Source organism: Pseudomonas sp. CH61 (genome assembly GCF_059429415.1).
Map to the genome: position 1 here is coordinate 2,622,914 of NZ_CM182098.1, position 16,609 is coordinate 2,639,522.

Here is a 16,609-nt window from a genome sequence, read left to right on the forward strand (position 1 = left end):
GCTGTACCTGTAATTTCTGACAGTAGACGTCAACCTTGATCGGGCATCAGATAGCAAGGCACGCAGAACACTGCGTGCTCTACCCGAAAAAGGAATTTTGATATGAACGATCTCGTGACACCTTCCAAACAGCGCACGTCGGTTGAACTGTCCTCAGGAAGCACAGAGCTTGTAGCGCCCAAGATTCTCTCAATCACCAATGGTGACGGTATCTCCATTCCACCTTACGGCACTACCACGAACGGCAATCTGTCTTTCGTCGGTTCGGCGGAGCCGAATCAGCAAGCAGTGATACGGGACTTTGGGATTTCTGCTCACGGTCCCGTGAATGTAGACAACAGTGGTCATTTCAGCGCCCTGCTGCCTGATCAGACACGGGGTCCTCACGAATACAGCGTGGAAACCTCCAATGGTCAAGTGTCAGCGACGTGGACTGTCGAAGTGGATGTCAGCGAAAAGGTCTCAATCGACTCGGTATTCGATCCTGATGGTAAGCCCGTCGGAAACGGTGAGACTACATTTAAAAATGAACTGAATTTTGTTGGCAAGGGCACACGCGGCAGAGTAGTGGAGTTGGTGAATAACGATAAAGTGCTCAAACTCCTGAATATCGATACAAACGGGCATTGGAGCGCCAACATCAAGGATCTCGAAACAGGAACCCAAAACTTCAGCGCTCGGGAAACCAATGGGCAGCAATCCTCTTCATGGCAGGTCCAGGTAAAGAACCCCGCACCGCTCAGCATTCAATTTGTCTTGGGCAATGAAAATTATCAATTGATCCCGAACCAATACCCCACGTCCGATACATCGGTGACATTGGCGGGCACAGCAAACCCCTTTGAAACTGGCTGGATTGTCGACTATCACAATAACCTGGTGCGCTTCGCGGCAGATGCTCAAGGCGTCCACTCCGCAACGATCTACGGCCTGGAAAAGAACAAGTTTCACACCTTCAGGCTCCAATCCGATGTGGGTCGAATCTCAGAGTCCTGGGTAATCAAGGTGACTTCGTCGAAATTGGACTAAACGTTTCCTGCAGCAGGCAAAGGCCCACCGAGTCGATGACTCGGTGGGCCTTTGCCGTTGGCTGTCCTTTTCACGAGAACACCAGTTAAATCCAGTTACACCTTGAACTTGCTCGACACATCCGGCAACTTGCGCGCTTCAATAAAACAAGGAGCAACCGATGTCCGGTTCAATGGCCCAGGCGTTCGCGCACAATTTTCTCGGGCAGTCGCCACGCTGGTACAAGGCGACCATCGTCGGTTTTCTGATCCTCAATGCGCTGGTGCTGTTCACCGTTGGCCCGGTCGCGGCCGGCTGGCTGTTGGTGATCGAATTCATCTTCACTCTGGCGATGGCGCTCAAGTGCTATCCGCTGATGCCCGGCGGCTTGCTGCTGATCGAAGCCCTGCTGTTGAAGATGACTACACCGCAGGCGCTTTACGATGAACTGGTGCACAACTTTCCGGTGATCCTGCTGCTGATGTTCATGGTGGCTGGCATCTATTTCATGAAGGACTTGTTGCTGTTTCTGTTTTCGCGGCTGCTATTGGGCGTGCGTTCAAAAGCGGCGCTGGCCTTGATGTTCTGCTTTCTTTCCGCGTTTCTGTCGGCGTTTCTCGATGCTCTGACAGTGACTGCAGTGATCATCAGCGCGGCAGTCGGTTTCTATTCCGTCTATCACCGCGTTGCGTCCGGTAACGATCCGCGTCAGGACAGTGAGTTTGCCGACGACCAGAACCTGCCGGCACTGCACCACGAAGACCTGGAACAATTCCGCGCGTTCCTGCGCAGCCTGTTGATGCACGGCGCTGTCGGTACGGCGCTGGGTGGCGTGTGCACACTGGTGGGCGAGCCGCAGAACCTGCTGATCGGCCATGAAATGGGCTGGCACTTCGGCGAGTTCTTCCAGAAAGTCGCTCCAGTGTCGATGCCAGTGCTGGCGGCGGGTCTGGTCACCTGCGTGTTGCTGGAAAAGCTGCGCTGGTTTGGTTACGGCACGCTGCTGCCGGACAACGTTCGCACTGTGCTGGCCAACTACGCCGCCGAAGACAACGCCGAACGTACGGCGCGTCAACGCGCGGCATTGCTGGTGCAAGGCGCAGCAGCACTGATCCTGATCGGCTGCCTGGCCTTTCACATCGCTGAGGTCGGCCTGATCGGCTTGATGGTAATTGTGTTGATCACCGCGTTCACCGGCATCACCGACGAACATCGTTTGGGCAGTGCATTCAAGGACGCCATGCCGTTCACCGCATTGCTGGTGGTGTTTTTTGCCGTGGTGGCGGTGATTCACGATCAACAGCTGTTTGCGCCGTTGATTCAATGGGTGCTCGCCCTGCCGGTCGAGCAACAACCGGGCATGCTGTTTATTGCCAACGGCCTGTTGTCGGCGATCAGTGACAACGTGTTTGTCGCGACGATCTACATCACTGAAGTGAAACAGGCATTCCTCGCCGGGCACATGAGCCGTGAGCATTTCGAGACGTTGGCGATTGCGATCAACACCGGTACGAACCTGCCAAGCGTGGCGACGCCGAATGGTCAGGCCGCGTTTCTGTTCCTGCTGACTTCGGCGATTGCACCGTTGGTGCGCTTGTCGTACGGGCGGATGGTGTGGATGGCGTTGCCGTACACTTTTGTGATGGGGCTGTTGGGTTGGTATGCGGTCAGCTACTGGCTCTGATCAACACCGCTTAAAAACTGTAGGAGTGAGCCTGCTCGCGATAGCGGTGTGTCAGCCCCAGGAAATGGTGACTGATATATTGCTATCGCGAGCAGGCTCACTCCTACATTTGGTTTTGCGTGCTCTCAGCGAGGCAGGATGTAGTTTTCGATCGCCAGGGCCACGCCGTCTTCGGTGTTCTGCGCTGTGACCACGTCGGCCTGGCGCTTGACTGCCTCCTCCGCCTGGCCCATGGCGATCGACAATCCCGCGCAATGGAACATTGCCGGGTCGTTGCCGCCATCGCCTATCGCAGCGGTCTGTTCCAATGGAATCCCCAGATGCGCGGCCAGGGTCGCCAGCGCGGTGCCCTTGTTGGCTTCCAACGCTGTCACGTCGAGATACACCGGTTGTGAACGCGACACCTGCGCCATGCCGTTGACCTTGGCCAGCAGTTGCGCCTCCAGTTCGATCAACAGATCAGTGTTGTTGCTGGTCGCGACAATCTTGTCGATGCGTTCCAGATACGGCTCGAAACTCTCGACCACCACCGGCGGATAACCGAGGCCATGCTGTTCGCGCGGCACCATCGGCCCGTGCGGATCCTTGAGCAGCCAGTCACCGCCGCTGAACACCCAGATTTCCACATCCGGCTGATCGGCAAACGTGGCCAGCGCAATCAGCGCAGTGGTGGCCGGCAGGTAATGCGCAACCAGCAAACTGCCATCCGGATTGACAATGGTTCCACCGTTAAACGCCGCTGTCGGCAGATCAACGCCCAGGGCTTCGATCTGCTGCAGCATGGCTTTCGGCGGTCGGCCCGTGGCGAGGCTGAACAACACGCCCGCCTCACGCAACGAACGCACCGCATCAATGGTGCGCTGACTCAGCGTGTGATCCGGCAGCAACAGCGTGCCGTCCATGTCGCTGAGCAGAAAACGGACAGGTTGTTTCGGCAATTCACTCATCCCAGGCCATGCCAGACGCGGCCATCGCGAGTCAGCAGATCTTCGGCAGCTTGCGGACCGTCTTCACCGGCGGCATAGGTCTGCACGCTCGCGTCCTGTTGCCAGGCGTCGAGGAACGGCTGCACGGCGCGCCAGCCGTTCTCGATGTTGTCCGCACGCTGAAACAGTGTCTGGTCGCCGGTGAGGCAGTCGTAGATCAGCGTTTCATAACCGGTCGACGGCTGCATTTCGAAAAAGTCCTTGTAGGCAAAACCCAGTTCGATGTTGGCCATGTTCAACGCCGGCCCCGGCCGCTTGGCCAGCAGGTCGAACCACATGCCTTCGTTGGGCTGGATCTGGATACGCAGATAGGTTGGCTGCAATTCGTCGACTTCGGTGTCACGGAATTGCGCATACGGCGCTGGTTTGAAGCAGATGACGATCTCGGTATCGCGCACACTCATGCGCTTGCCGGTACGCAGGTAGAACGGCACGCCGACCCAACGCCAGTTGTCGATCATCACCTTCAGTGCAACGTAGGTTTCGGTGCTGCTCTCCGGCGAAACGTTAGGCTCTTGGCGATAACCGTTCAGTGACTTGCCGTCGACTTCGCCGGCGCTGTACTGGCCGCGAACCGAGTTGGCCCGCGCCTCTTCAGTGGTCCACGGACGAATCGCCCCGACCACTTTGGCTTTCTCACCGCGAACTGCGTCGGCGCCGAACGCCGCCGGTGGTTCCATCGCCACCATGGCGAGCAACTGGAACAGGTGATTGGGCACCATGTCACGCAGTGCGCCGGTGTGTTCGTAAAAACTGCCACGGGTTTCGACGCCGACGGTTTCGGCGGCGGTGATCTGCACGTGGTCGATGTAGTGATTGTTCCAGAATGCTTCGAACAGGCTGTTGGAGAACCGGCTGACCAGAATGTTCTGTACGGTTTCCTTGCCCAGATAATGGTCGATCCGATAGATCTGCTTCTCGGACATCACCTTGAGCAAGCAGGCGTTCAACGCTTCAGCGGTTTGCAGATCGGAGCCGAACGGCTTCTCGATCACCACCCTTCTGAACGCTTCAGGGGTTTCTTCCAACAAACCGGCGCTGCCGAGTCGGCGCACCACTTCACTGAAGAAACGCGGCGCGGTGGCCAGGTAGAACACCGCATTGCCGGTGCCGCTGTCGGCGATTTTCGCCGCCAGGGCTGAATAGGTGCTGTCGTCCAGAAAGTCGCCCTGAACGTAGCTGATACCTTTGGCGAGCTTGGCCCACAAGGCCGGATCAAGCATCTGATCGCCCTTGCCGACCTTCGCCGCCACTTCGGTACGGATGAAGTCTTCAAGCTTCTGCGCGAAGGCCTCATCGGTAATGGCGTTGTGGTCAACGCCAACGATCCGCAGATTTTCGTCAAGCAAGCCGTCGCGACTGAGGTTGTACAGCGCTGGCATCAGCAAGCGCTTGACCAGGTCGCCGTGGGCACCGAACAAAAACAGCGTGGTCGGTGGTGCGGGTTCTGCCTTGGATTTTCTGCGGATCGTATGGGTCATTTCTTCGGTGTCTCCACGTGGCCGCCGAAGCCGAAGCGCTGGGCCGAAAGAATCTTGTCGCCAAAGGTGCCCTGACCGCGCGAACGGTAGCGCGAGAACAGCGAGTTCGACAGCACCGGCACCGGCACCGCTTGTTCCATGGCCGCTTCGATGGTCCATTGACCTTCGCCGCTGTCGGCAACAGAGCCGGAGAAACCGTCGAGCTTCGGATCGCTGGCCAGTGCATCGGCGGTCAGGTCGAGCAACCACGACGACACCACGCTGCCACGACGCCAGACTTCGGCGATGTCAGCCACGTTCAGATCAAAACGCTGATCTTCCGGCAGTCGCTCGCTGGATTTGGTCTTGAGAATGTCGAAGCCCTCGGCGAACGCGGCCATCATGCCGTACTCGATACCGTTGTGAATCATCTTCACAAAGTGCCCGGCACCGGCAGGACCGGCGTGGATGTAGCCGTGTTCGGCGCGGTGGTCGTCGGACTTGCGATCCTTGGTGCGCGGGATGTCACCCATGCCCGGCGCCAGTGCGGCGAACAGCGGGTCGAGGCGCTGCACGGTTTCAGCGTCGCCGCCGATCATCATGCAATAGCCGCGCTCCAGGCCCCAGACGCCGCCGGAAGTACCGACGTCGATGTAGTGCAGGCCTTTTTCGGCCAGGGTTTTGGCCCGGCGAATGTCATCCTTATAGTTGGTGTTGCCGCCGTCGATGATCGTATCGCCGGCTTCAAGCAGTGTGCTCAGGGTGTTGATGGTGTCTTCGGTGGGTGCGCCGGCCGGCAGCATGACCCAGACCGCGCGCGGTTTGGCCAGGCCGGCAACCAGTGCCGGCAAGTCGGCGACGCCGGTGGAGCCCTCGGCGACCAGGTTATCGATGAAAGCGGTATTGCGGTCGTAAACAACGGTGGTGTGACCGTTGAGCATCAGACGTCGCGCAATATTGCCGCCCATGCGGCCCAGTCCAATAATCCCGAGTTGCATGTGCTGATGCTCCTTACTACAAATAAATGTGTGTCATTGGTTATAGCCCAACGCGACTGATGGAGGTTAGTCCAGAGCGTTGCGATGAAGTTTCCGGGCATTGTGCCCGATCCAGACTGATAACGCCCCGAATCATGCAGAAGACACACCGACCATGAAAAATAAAAAAGTTCCATTCACAAGCAAAAGAAATCAAAATCGGCGCCGATAGTAAGTCAGCGACCCAAATAGGGCGCGACCTACAGTTGATGCACGCCATTTGCGAGGTGAGCAATGGGCACAGTACACACAGCAATGCCGCCACAAACCCTGTACGTGACGATTCGTCGCGATGAATTGCGTCAGTTGAAAGACGAACGCGACCAGTTGAAGCAGGAGCTGGCGCAGCTGCGCCTGTTGACCCAGGGTGCGCAACCGCAACCTTTGCCGGTCGTTCAGCGTCACCCCCACGCCTGATCCCCCGCCCGATTCGGGAACAGCCGCCGCTGTTCCCGACATGATGCACCGCTGCCCGCCTGGCAAAAGCCAAAAAGCGGCAACTCACAAACTTTTCACATTCTCTTCGTAATACTCCGCCCCATTCTGGCCGTACCTGCGTGTACGGCCTCCGTTCGTCGGCTTCATGGATGTTCCGGCGGTGGTTGTAACGAGTGAGCTGGAGCGCCGAATGGCATTGTTCAAACGCAGCAAAACGACTGCGACAGGTTTCGACTGGGCCGGACTTCTCTGGCTGTTTGTATTCTTCTGGTACTTCTCGGGTATCACCCAACTGCTGATCCAGCTGACCGGCACCTCCGGCTTCAGCGGCTTCCGTCAGGCGTTCTTCATGAGCGCACTGTGGCTGGCGCCAATGCTGCTCTTCCCCAAACGCACCAAAGTCCTCGCCGCCGTGATCGGCGTGGTGCTGTGGGCCTGTTCGATGGCCAGTCTGGGTTATTTCTTCATCTATCAGCAGGAATTCTCGCAAAGCGTCATCTTCATCATGTTCGAGTCGAACATCTCTGAAGCCGGCGAGTACATGACCCAGTATTTCGCCTGGTGGATGGTCGCGGCGTTCCTCGCGCATACCGCCTTCGCCTACTTCCTGTGGACACGTCTGCGCCCGGTGTACATGCCCCGAGGTCGTGCATGGGTAGCCGCCGCCGCAATCGTGATCGCCGTGGTCGGCTATCCACTGGTCAAGCAAACCCTGCGCATGGGCTCCTTCGCCCAAGGCTTCGAGAAATTCGAAACCCGTATCGAACCGGCGGTGCCATGGCAGATGGCTGTGGCTTATCACCGTTATCTGGACACCCTCGCTGACATGCAGGGCATGCTGCATAACGTCAGCAAGATCCCGCCGCTGAAAAACCTCAAGGACGCCTCGGCCGACCAGCCGAAGACCCTGGTGCTGGTCATCGGTGAGTCGACCAACCGTCAGCGCATGAGCCTTTACGGCTATCAGCGCAACACCACGCCGGAACTGGACAAGCTCAAGGATCAACTGGCGGTGTTCGACAACGTCGTCACCCCTCGCCCGTACACCATCGAAGCGTTGCAGCAGGTGCTGACCTTTGCTGACGAAGAGCATCCGGATCTGTACCTGTCGACCCCGTCGCTGGTCAGCATGATGAAACAGGCCGGTTACAAAACCTTCTGGATCACCAACCAGCAGACCATGACCAAGCGCAACACTATGCTCACGACCTTCTCCGAACAGGCTGACGAGCAGGTATACCTGAACAACAACCGCAACCAGAACGCCGCGCAATACGATGGCGATGTGATCGAGCCGTTCAACAAGGCGCTGGCTGATGCGGCACCGCGCAAACTCATCGTTGTGCATTTGCTCGGCACGCACATGAGCTATCAGTACCGCTATCCGCCGACGTTCGACAAGTTCCAGGACCGCACCGGCGTACCAGCCGGCGTGCGTGACGACCAGGTCCCGACCTACAACAGCTACGACAACGCCGTGCTGTACAACGACTTCGTCGTGTCGAGCCTGATCAAGGACTACGCCAAATCCGATCCGAACGGCTTCCTGCTGTACCTCTCCGACCACGGTGAAGACGTGTTCGACTCGGTGGGCCACAAGACCCTGGGCCGCAACGAAAACAAACCGACCGCGCCGATGTACACCATCCCGTTCATGGCTTGGGCATCGCCGAAGTGGAAGGCCAATCACGACTGGAACTTCGCCGGTGATCTGGATCGCCCGTACAGCAGCTCGCACCTGATCCACACCTGGGCCGACCTCGCCGGTTTGAGCTTCGATGAACTCGACCGCAGCAAGAGCCTGGTCAGCGACAGCTTCAAGGCGCGCCCGCTGCTGATCGGCGACCCGTACCAGACCGAGCAGCGCGCGCTGATCGACTTCAGTTTGATGAAGCCGAAAAAGCCCGACGCAGCACCTGCGGGCGTCGCGCAGCAGTAAAGCTGCTGTGGATCTCTCTAGGTGAACGCAACCGAAGTGCGTTTTGCCTGATCCATTGAAAAGCTCTGTATCGAAAGATGCAGAGCTTTTTTTATTCCAAGGGCCGGAAACATGGGTACCGTACGTCGGATTTCAGCCCGCACCTGTCAGATCTGACAGGTGCGCAAACTGCCGTTTAGCCGTTCAATCACTCCATCGCTCAAACCCACGGAGTGCCACGCCATGTCCGCCAACGCCCCATCCAACAACGCCCCGCGACTGCTCAAGGAGCTCAAAATCCCCGGCCGTACAGGTCCGGTGACGCAGACGCCTCTGACGTGGGGCATCAATCTCGCCGCACTGAAGCTCAACTTCCCTCGTCAGGGTCTGCTATGCCAGGCCGGGCCTTGGGGGACGATGGATATCGGCGACTCGCTGCGGATCTGGCGGGGTTCCGACCAGCTGATAGGGCTGGAAATCGTTGATAAGGATGAGGTCAACACCGAGCTGCAAATATTCGTGCAGGCCAAACACTTTCCCGAAGGTATGCACAAAATCTCCTACGCCGTCACCCGCCTCGGCGGTACGCCCGAACACTCGGAAGTGATGCAGGTGCTGGTCAAAACCACCCTCCCCGGTGGCCCTGACCACAGCGAAACCCCGGGCCATCCAGCTCTGGTCATGTCCATCCCCAAGGAGATTTTGGAGGGTGGCATCAACATGGAGAACGTCAAAAACGGCATACCCGTCACCCTCGGCAAGGGCGACGGCACGCCGCCTTATCCGTTCGCTTCCGCCGGCGATAAGCTCCAGTTCACCTGTGGCGGTATATTCTACGAAGCCCCGGAGCTGACCGAGGAGCAGGCAAACGGAACGACGCCGCTCGTCGTGACCATCCCCGAGGAGACGATAAGAAAAGCCGGCGACTCCGACGCTACAGGTATGGCCATAGCCTACGAGGCCTACGACCGAGTCGACAACCGTTCCGAAGACTGGAGTAGAGAACAACGGGTGGTGGTGACACTTGACACGACGTTATTGGTCGCACCGTTGCTCAAGGAGGCCATCAACAATGAGCTGGATGTCGATAAACTGGCCGGCGCCGTCGGTACGGCCCAGGTCTGGGTCTCAGGCAACTCGTTTAAAGTCGGCGACCGGCCCGTCCTGCGAATCAGGGGGACTCCGCGCGAAGGCCAACCGATTGATCTCGAAGTACGTGGTGAAGTGTTGGTCAGCGTGCCAACCACTCATGAAACCAGTATTCCCAACGCCGTACTGCGCCAGTTGGTGCAAACCCAGATTGCTCTCTCTTACCGCTTGGAGAAGGCCGACGGCTCAACTGAACTGAAATCCAAGACCCAATTCATCAGCGCCATCGGCGAGATCCACCGGCTGGCCGCCCCCGTGGCCCTGGACGCGGAGCAAGGCGCCATTGACCCTCTGGACCCGGATCTGAAACAGGTGCGTATCGAGATACCGTTCGATGCCTCGTTCCTGCCCGGCCAGGCGATCAAACTGTTCTGGCTCGGCACCCGCCCCGACTTGAGTACCTACTTGCCGACCCTGCCATCACGGCCGATTAGCCAAGGCGATTACGAGGCCAAAGATCCGCTGCTGATCATCGTCGACATGCAGCACCTGACACCGATCATTGGCGGAAAACTGGAGCTGTATTACCACTTGCTGATCGAAGACCCTGTGCTCGGCACCATGACCCAACTCAACCAGACCCACGCCATCCGCGAATCGATCCACGCCGACATCCTGCAGATCGGCGAACCACGCAAGGAATTGCCCGAGCCTCAAGTGGACGGCGTAGTCGACGGCATGCTGCCGCCCGACACCAACGGCACCACGCTGACCGTGAACTACCTCAAGACTTCCGTTGGCGACATCGTCACCCGCTTCTGGAGAGGCTCAAACACTGGCGTAAACAGCGACTGGGTCAAACTGAGCTCCTTCACCGCCGGCCAGCCTGTGCCGTTCCCGATCAAGGCCGAACTGATCAAGGACAACGAAGGCGGGACGGCGGAGGCGGATTACCAGATCGAGCGGGCGGCGGGCGGGACGAGTTATTCGAATACGTTGAAGTTCAGTGTCGGGGTGGCGCTGGACCTTAAAGATCCCGAGATCAAAGAGGCACCTAACAACATCCTGCAACCCATCGCCGCCAAAGACACCCTGACTGCTGTTGTCCGGGCTTATCCGGACATGATCGGTACACAGGTGAGCGTGACGTGGACAGGCACGCCGGGCGAAGGCAGCAAGACGGAAGGCCCGATAGAGGTGACCGCACAGCAGGATTTAGAGGTCGCACTGCCCAATTCGCTGGTTGCGTTCAACCTGGGTAAAACGGTCAAGGTCATTTACATCGTCACTCACAATGGTGTGCCGCAGGACTCGGACGAGTTATCTCTGACTGTGTTGCCGATTGCCGATGGCGACAAGAATCTGCCGACGCCAACCATCGATGGTGCGGTGGGCGATGAGCTGGATGTGACACGGCTGGAGGACGGTGCGCAACTGCGGATTGAAAAATGGATGTTGCAGGCTTTGAATCAGAATATCTGGCTGCGTTACGACGGGACTGACAAGAACGGTGACGCTGTAGAGAAATTGTTTTGGGCAGGTGCAGCGCATCAACAGTCGGAAGGGTTGGTGACGGCTGCACAGGTTGCGTGGTTACGGGAGCTTAAGGATGGAAGTCCGCTGACGATCACCTTCAAAGTAAACTTCGACAAAGTGAAGAATGCTGATACGGCAGTTTGTTTTCCAGTGAGAACCTATACTGTAAAAACAGCTCCTGCATTGGAAATTGATACTAAGCCAATGATACTGGATGGTGCTCACTTATATCTCTCACCCGCCCCACTAACTCCCCTACTTGAACCAACGGGATACTTACCGGAGAACGCCCATCAAACGCGCCAAGCACAAGGTGGCTCTCCTCCTTATCAATATTCTTCATCTAATCCAGAAATTGCTGCTGTTGATCCTTCGACCGGCCGCGTTGTTTCAACGGGAAATGGAGAAGCCTTGATAAGTGCGAGTGACTCGAATCAACAGAGCGTCAGTTACCAAGTTACATGTGAACATGTATATGAGCTTGCACACTATAACTCGTTTGACATGAGCGGGCTTAACAAATGGCTGGAAAGCATCGGAGGTAGTTTATTCAATACAACTGATGAGAGCCCACTGAACAAAGAACTTAATCAATCCTTATTTTTCGGTTTTCAGTATTTACCAAATAAGTCTCCTGATTATTATTGGCAGATTGATACTGCTGTGGGTCGGAGGCTGATAAGGTCTACTCATCAGCCCGCACAATGGACTACTCCGCCATTACAACAAGGACTCATGATGGATCCCAGCACTGCAAGTTGGGTTGCCACATGGATAGCTTACCGGTCTCGATCAGTTCTCCCTTCCCACGCGACGCAAACAAATTAAACGGGGCCAGACTACTTCTCCTGAATTTTTCTTAAAAGATAGCGACCTTCGGTAACTCCTAAACAATTTATTGTAGGAGCTACCGCAGGCTGCGATCTTGTGTGTTGGAGAAACTTGGCAGACTGTCAACGCGCATAGCATGGCCCCCTGCAAAAAATCCCGCCAAACTCCGGCAGACTGCAGCGGTTGACTGCCCTGCCCTCACTCCCTATCCTCGCGCCCTGTCACGACTCATTCGTGATCGGGTTTGACGGCCCGGAAAATCCAAGACGCACATTGTTCTCCAATGCGTGCGCACTCCTGTGTCCGACGCACTGCTCAATGGTGACTGTGTGCGGGGCATCTTCGGGTGCGCCGGGTGTCTTGGACCGGTCCGTCAACCTGCACACAGTTGCCACCTATTCGTTTGACGGCGATGAAGTGGCGGTTCTCTGACTTCCAAGAGGCTGCACCCATGACCGATCCAACCACAAAATCCACCCCCTTCGCCCCCTGCGACCACGTCGCCCACCATCTCTTCACCGTCCAACCCGACATCCCCCTCCTCGACGCCCTCGAACACGCCACCGTCTACCTCAACTGCGCCGAAGCCCTCGCCCATCAAGCCCCCACCGCCACCCGCCCGGAACACTGCGGTTCGCTGCACTGGGCCAGCCAGCAAATGCTCGCCACCGCCCGCGCGTTGGTGCTGGCATCGGTCGCCGGTTTACACGCCGCGCAAGCCGGAGGTGAGGCATGAGTTCGCACATTTCGATGACTCACAACGAAGACAGCATCCCCGTGTTGCTGGTCTCCAGCGAAGCGCCGCTGGATGTCTTGCACAGCAGCGCGGCGAGTCGTTTTCTGGCGGTGACGCAGATGATGGAAAGTCTGGCCAGCCTGGATATCTCGTCAGCGAAAGGCGCGGATGTGCAGCAACTCGCGCATGCGGCGGCAATGTTGTTGCGCGATGGCTGTGATGTGATGGATGTGTTGGGGCGGCAGATTCTTTTGCGCGTCTGATACCGGCAAGATCAAAAGATCGCGACCTTCGGCAGCTCCTACAAAGGTTGGTGTAGGCGCTGCCGAAGGTTGCGATCTTTTGCTTTAGAGGCGTAGGGCAACCAGTGCATTAAAGGCTCCAATGCTCGTTGGCGCACCAATCGTATGATCGGTTGCGCTCAGTCGACCATCCGCAGGAGGCCTGATCAATGGGAACCGTACGAAAAACCAACACCGTGACTGACCTGCAGGACCACTGGATCAAAGCCCAGACTGAAGCAGGTCGCTACCATCCGTCGGATTTCGGCCCGCACCTGTCAGATCTGACAGGTGCGCAATCCGGGTTTTAGCCGTTCAATCACTTCGTCACTTTCCAGGTACGGAGTCAAGCCCATGTCCACGACCGCCCCGCAAGCGCTCAAACCGCTGTACATCCCCGCCATGACCACGCTCAAACCCACCGAACACTATGCGGGCGGTATCCCCATTCGTGCGGTGGAAAACGGTTTGCAAATCATTGTGCAGGCGTATCTTTCCATGGCCCTCGGCGACAAAATCGAGGTGTTCTGTTTCGGCACGGTGTTGAGCAAAACACTCGAATTCGCGTCCGAACTCAATCGCGATGTGATCTTCACCCTCGCCAAAGGTTTTGTACTCGACGGTGACGCCGCCGACATCTACTACAAAATCACGATCAAGAACCAGGATCCCGAAGAATCGACACCGCGCTGGACATTGCTCGTCAAGCTCACACGCCCCGGCGACTACGATGACATTGGCGGCGATGACGGCCACTCCGACTTCAACTTCACCCTCGACCGTTACGTCATCGACGACAAATTTACGAAAGACGACGTGGTCACGATGCGGATCGTGACCTACCGCAACCTGACCAAATACGACCGCATCCACTGTCGCTGGGGCAGCCAGGCGGTGTTTCATGACGTCACGCCAGAACAAGCACTGGATCCGCTCAACCATCCGATCGACATTGTTTTCGATTACAACCTGATCGCAACCGCGGGTGACGGTCCCAAAGTGGCGGTTGCCTTTCAGGTCGTCGACCGGTGCGGTAACTACCCGGACGAACGCGCCCCGTGGTCAGCTATTACAAACGTGTTGGTGGACATGGCGGGTAATCGCCTGGACGAACCGGTGGTACTGGTCAACGGTCAGCCGACCCTGCGCATTGACCTCGACCAGCTCGGTGGCAACGACGTCAACGTTCGCGTGTACACAACGAGCAAAGACTTTGCCGTGGGCGATAACGTATTCCTGACCTGGACCGGCACCCCCGCACAAGGTCCGCAAATCATCGTTGGCCCGCTCCTGATGACGGTGGAGTTCGTGCCCTTTCAACTCGACTTCACCATCCCTAACGAAGCCGTGCGGGCCATCGCCAAGGGCAGTGCGTCGGTAGGGTTTATACGTCGACGCGGGGATGATGACCGACTCTCGAAAAATGCCAGCGTCAGCGTTGTGGGTGATATCCGCGAGCTCGAGGCTCCTTCCGTCAAGGAAGTCGTCGGTGGCACCTTGCCGCCTGAGACCAACAGTGCAACGGTCAGTATTCCGTGGTATTTCGGCCGCAAAAGCAGCGATTTGCAGAACCTGATCTGGGTCGCCGCGAAACCCGGCGGCGGTAATGAGTATTACGAAGACCCGCGCACGGTCGGCAGCGTTCCGGAACATGAACCTACCCTGCGCAGCGTCAGCAACGCCAATATCCGGCGTTTCGACGGGCTGAGCGTCAAGGTCTATTACGTGGTGACCAACAGCGAAGCCCAACTGTTGAGCGTGCGCGAGTCGCTGCCGTTCACGATGCCGGTGGGCGTGGCACTCCCGACCTTCGATGCTCCGGAAGTCGAAGAGGCCAGCGCGGATGGCACGTTGAACCCGGATAACGTACCGGCTACCGGCGCAACGCTGGTGCTGACGGAACTCAATACCCGGGACAAGGACACGTTTTACTTCGACTGGATCGGTCTGGCCAACGGCGGTAGCTACAGGGACCATATCGACCTGATTCCCGCCACCGCCGGCAAGCGCGTGCGAGTGACCGTGCCCAAACAGTACGTCACCAACAACCTCAACGGTACGGTGGTGGTGAAATACCGTCTTCAGCGCAATGGCAAAACGTTGGGGCATTCGCGGGAGTTGACGTTGCGGATCGGCGTGGCGCTGGATCTGAAGGATCCCGAGATCAAGGAAGCAGTCAATAATGTCCTTCAGCCCTTCGCCGCCAAAGACACACTGACCGCGATTGTTCGCGCGTTCCCGAACATGGTCGGTACACGGGTGAGCGTGACCTGGGCTGGCACGCCCGGTGAAGGCAACATTACAGTCGGCCCGGTCAACGTGACGGCACAGCAGGATCTGGAGATTCCGCTGCCTAATTCGGTGGTGCCGCTCAACTTGGGCAATAAAGATGTGAAGGTCAGTTACATCGTTACTCTTAATGGAACACCGCAGGGTTCGAAAGAGTCGACGCTGCATGTAGCGGCGATTGTCGATGGCGATAACAATCTGCCGACGCCATCAATCGATGGAGCGGTCGGTAATGAACTGGATGTAACACAACTGAAAGATTCGGCGCAGTTACGCATCGTCAAATGGTTGCTGCAGGCTTTGTACCAGTGCATCTGGTTGCGCTATGACGGTACTGACAAAAACGGCAAGCCCGTAGAGTACGTGTTCTGGGCAGGTGAGGCGCATCAGCAGGCGGAGGGGTTGGTGACAGCTGCGCTAGTTGCATGGTTACGGGAGCTTAAGGATGGAACTACGCTGACGATTACGTTCAAGGTGAACTATGACAAAGTGGCGAATGCTGAAAAGGCAGTGGCTTTTCCGGAGCAGGCTTATACAGTAAGGGCTGTACCAGAATTAATTATCGACGATCGTGACGTATTTCTGACCGGGCCAAAATGGGTATTTCATAATCCGTTCTATGTCACCGTACCTTCTCTTCATCAGGGTGACTATGCAGATCGGTATCCTGACCAAGGAACTCCACCCTATACCTTCACCTCAGACAACGACGGAATCGCCACAGTACTTGAACAAGGCATTGGCCGGATTCAAGGCACCGGGAACGGTACAACTTACATTACCGTATCAGACATGTGCGGACAGAAAAAACGAATCAAAGTGACAGTGGAAGGAGTACGAATTATTCACAACACATCCACAAGAATGTTGCCCCTCCAAGCCCACACATGGCGTGAGATCAACTCACTAAGACCATTAACCGACGACATGTTCGCATCTTTTAAGGCCGCTTTTCCAGCGATCAATCAACCCACTCTTCATCAAAGTTTCTGGGTAAACAGATTTAATTGGTATTACATCGAAAGGGATGAGGGACCCGCTTTTTGGAGAAACGTCCGCGAGACTCTAAACCAGGGTTATAGCATCGGGATCGGCTGGACAGACACTCCATCATAGTCCGAAACACAGGCGAGAATAGGCCACAATTTCTTAATCGCTGAATTAAATATCCAATGGTCGCAACCTTCGGTAATTCCTAAACAATTCAACTTAGGAACTGCCGCAGGCTGGGATCTTTTGCGCTGGAGAAAACTGGCGGTATGCCAAAGCACTTAGCTTCGCACCTACAAGAAATCTCGGAGAACTCCCGCAGACTG

The 16,609-nt window shown here is 57.0% G+C and carries 12 protein-coding genes; 9 read left to right on the forward strand and 3 right to left on the reverse strand.

What is annotated here, in order from left to right:
• Window positions 1–102 precede the first annotated feature (102 nt).
• Together AC5SEM_RS11720 and nhaB are read left to right on the forward strand one after the other, a co-directional pair.
• Entirely contained in the window at window positions 103–1,029 is a 927-nt protein-coding gene (locus AC5SEM_RS11720) for a hypothetical protein (RefSeq protein WP_495473061.1), read from the forward strand.
• 160 nt (window positions 1,030–1,189) lie between these two features.
• The gene (gene nhaB, locus AC5SEM_RS11725; RefSeq protein ID WP_495473062.1) at window positions 1,190–2,692 is read left to right on the forward strand and encodes a sodium/proton antiporter NhaB; all 1,503 of its coding nucleotides are present in this window, start codon (window positions 1,190–1,192) and stop codon (window positions 2,690–2,692) included.
• Window positions 2,693–2,817: 125 nt separating this feature from the next.
• Here nhaB and AC5SEM_RS11730 read toward each other — a convergent pair whose 3' ends face one another.
• Genes AC5SEM_RS11730 through gnd form a run of 3 tightly spaced genes read right to left on the reverse strand, consistent with a single transcriptional unit; the run spans window position 2,818 to window position 6,136 of the window.
• Complete coding sequence (locus tag AC5SEM_RS11730) at window positions 2,818–3,639, reverse strand: HAD family hydrolase (protein ID WP_495473063.1); 822 nt, start codon at window positions 3,637–3,639, stop codon at window positions 2,818–2,820.
• On the reverse strand, window positions 3,636–5,159 hold the full coding sequence (gene zwf, locus AC5SEM_RS11735; protein ID WP_077572749.1) for a glucose-6-phosphate dehydrogenase: 1,524 nt from the start codon (window positions 5,157–5,159) through the stop codon (window positions 3,636–3,638). The genes AC5SEM_RS11730 and zwf overlap by 4 nt, the downstream gene beginning before the upstream one ends.
• Entirely contained in the window at window positions 5,156–6,136 is a 981-nt protein-coding gene (gnd, locus tag AC5SEM_RS11740) for a phosphogluconate dehydrogenase (NAD(+)-dependent, decarboxylating) (protein WP_007914838.1), read from the reverse strand. The genes zwf and gnd overlap by 4 nt, the downstream gene beginning before the upstream one ends.
• A 273-nt stretch (window positions 6,137–6,409) precedes the next feature.
• On the opposite strand from gnd, the gene AC5SEM_RS11745 reads away from it, so the two are divergent.
• The 7 genes from AC5SEM_RS11745 to AC5SEM_RS11775 all read left to right on the forward strand — a co-directional run bounded on the left by AC5SEM_RS11745 (window position 6,410) and on the right by AC5SEM_RS11775 (window position 16,409).
• Window positions 6,410–6,592, forward strand: a complete 183-nt coding sequence (locus AC5SEM_RS11745) for a DUF6026 family protein (RefSeq protein ID WP_016983768.1) — start codon at window positions 6,410–6,412, stop codon at window positions 6,590–6,592.
• 211 nt (window positions 6,593–6,803) lie between these two features.
• Window positions 6,804–8,552, forward strand: coding sequence for a phosphoethanolamine transferase CptA (locus AC5SEM_RS11750; RefSeq protein ID WP_495473064.1), 1,749 nt, complete (start codon window positions 6,804–6,806; stop codon window positions 8,550–8,552).
• 222 nt (window positions 8,553–8,774) lie between these two features.
• Window positions 8,775–11,984 carry an immunoglobulin-like domain-containing protein gene (locus tag AC5SEM_RS11755; protein ID WP_495473065.1) on the forward strand — a complete coding sequence of 1,070 codons (3,210 nt, stop codon included), beginning with the start codon at window positions 8,775–8,777 and terminating at the stop codon, window positions 11,982–11,984.
• 454 nt (window positions 11,985–12,438) lie between these two features.
• The gene (locus AC5SEM_RS11760; RefSeq protein ID WP_495473066.1) at window positions 12,439–12,723 is read left to right on the forward strand and encodes a DUF3077 domain-containing protein; all 285 of its coding nucleotides are present in this window, start codon (window positions 12,439–12,441) and stop codon (window positions 12,721–12,723) included.
• Window positions 12,720–12,986, forward strand: a complete 267-nt coding sequence (locus AC5SEM_RS11765; protein WP_495473067.1) for a short-chain dehydrogenase — start codon at window positions 12,720–12,722, stop codon at window positions 12,984–12,986. Before AC5SEM_RS11760 ends, AC5SEM_RS11765 begins: the two co-directional genes overlap by 4 nt.
• A 188-nt stretch (window positions 12,987–13,174) precedes the next feature.
• The gene (locus tag AC5SEM_RS11770) at window positions 13,175–13,315 is read left to right on the forward strand and encodes a hypothetical protein (protein WP_495473068.1); all 141 of its coding nucleotides are present in this window, start codon (window positions 13,175–13,177) and stop codon (window positions 13,313–13,315) included.
• Between the two features lie 43 nt (window positions 13,316–13,358).
• Complete coding sequence (locus AC5SEM_RS11775; RefSeq protein ID WP_495473069.1) at window positions 13,359–16,409, forward strand: hypothetical protein; 3,051 nt, start codon at window positions 13,359–13,361, stop codon at window positions 16,407–16,409.
• Window positions 16,410–16,609: the final 200 nt, after the last annotated feature.

Coding starts and splice junctions, on each gene's coding strand:
- AC5SEM_RS11775 (WP_495473069.1), top strand. CDS start 13,359: ATGTCCACGACCGCCCCGCAAGCGCTCAAACCGCTGTACATCCCCGCC.
- AC5SEM_RS11745 (WP_016983768.1), top strand. CDS start 6,410: ATGGGCACAGTACACACAGCAATGCCGCCACAAACCCTGTACGTGACG.
- AC5SEM_RS11765 (WP_495473067.1), top strand. CDS start 12,720: ATGAGTTCGCACATTTCGATGACTCACAACGAAGACAGCATCCCCGTG.
- nhaB (WP_495473062.1), top strand. CDS start 1,190: ATGTCCGGTTCAATGGCCCAGGCGTTCGCGCACAATTTTCTCGGGCAG.
- zwf (WP_077572749.1), bottom strand. CDS start 5,159: ATGACCCATACGATCCGCAGAAAATCCAAGGCAGAACCCGCACCACCG.
- AC5SEM_RS11730 (WP_495473063.1), bottom strand. CDS start 3,639: ATGAGTGAATTGCCGAAACAACCTGTCCGTTTTCTGCTCAGCGACATG.
- gnd (WP_007914838.1), bottom strand. CDS start 6,136: ATGCAACTCGGGATTATTGGACTGGGCCGCATGGGCGGCAATATTGCG.
- AC5SEM_RS11770 (WP_495473068.1), top strand. CDS start 13,175: ATGGGAACCGTACGAAAAACCAACACCGTGACTGACCTGCAGGACCAC.
- AC5SEM_RS11755 (WP_495473065.1), top strand. CDS start 8,775: ATGTCCGCCAACGCCCCATCCAACAACGCCCCGCGACTGCTCAAGGAG.
- AC5SEM_RS11760 (WP_495473066.1), top strand. CDS start 12,439: ATGACCGATCCAACCACAAAATCCACCCCCTTCGCCCCCTGCGACCAC.
- AC5SEM_RS11750 (WP_495473064.1), top strand. CDS start 6,804: ATGGCATTGTTCAAACGCAGCAAAACGACTGCGACAGGTTTCGACTGG.
- AC5SEM_RS11720 (WP_495473061.1), top strand. CDS start 103: ATGAACGATCTCGTGACACCTTCCAAACAGCGCACGTCGGTTGAACTG.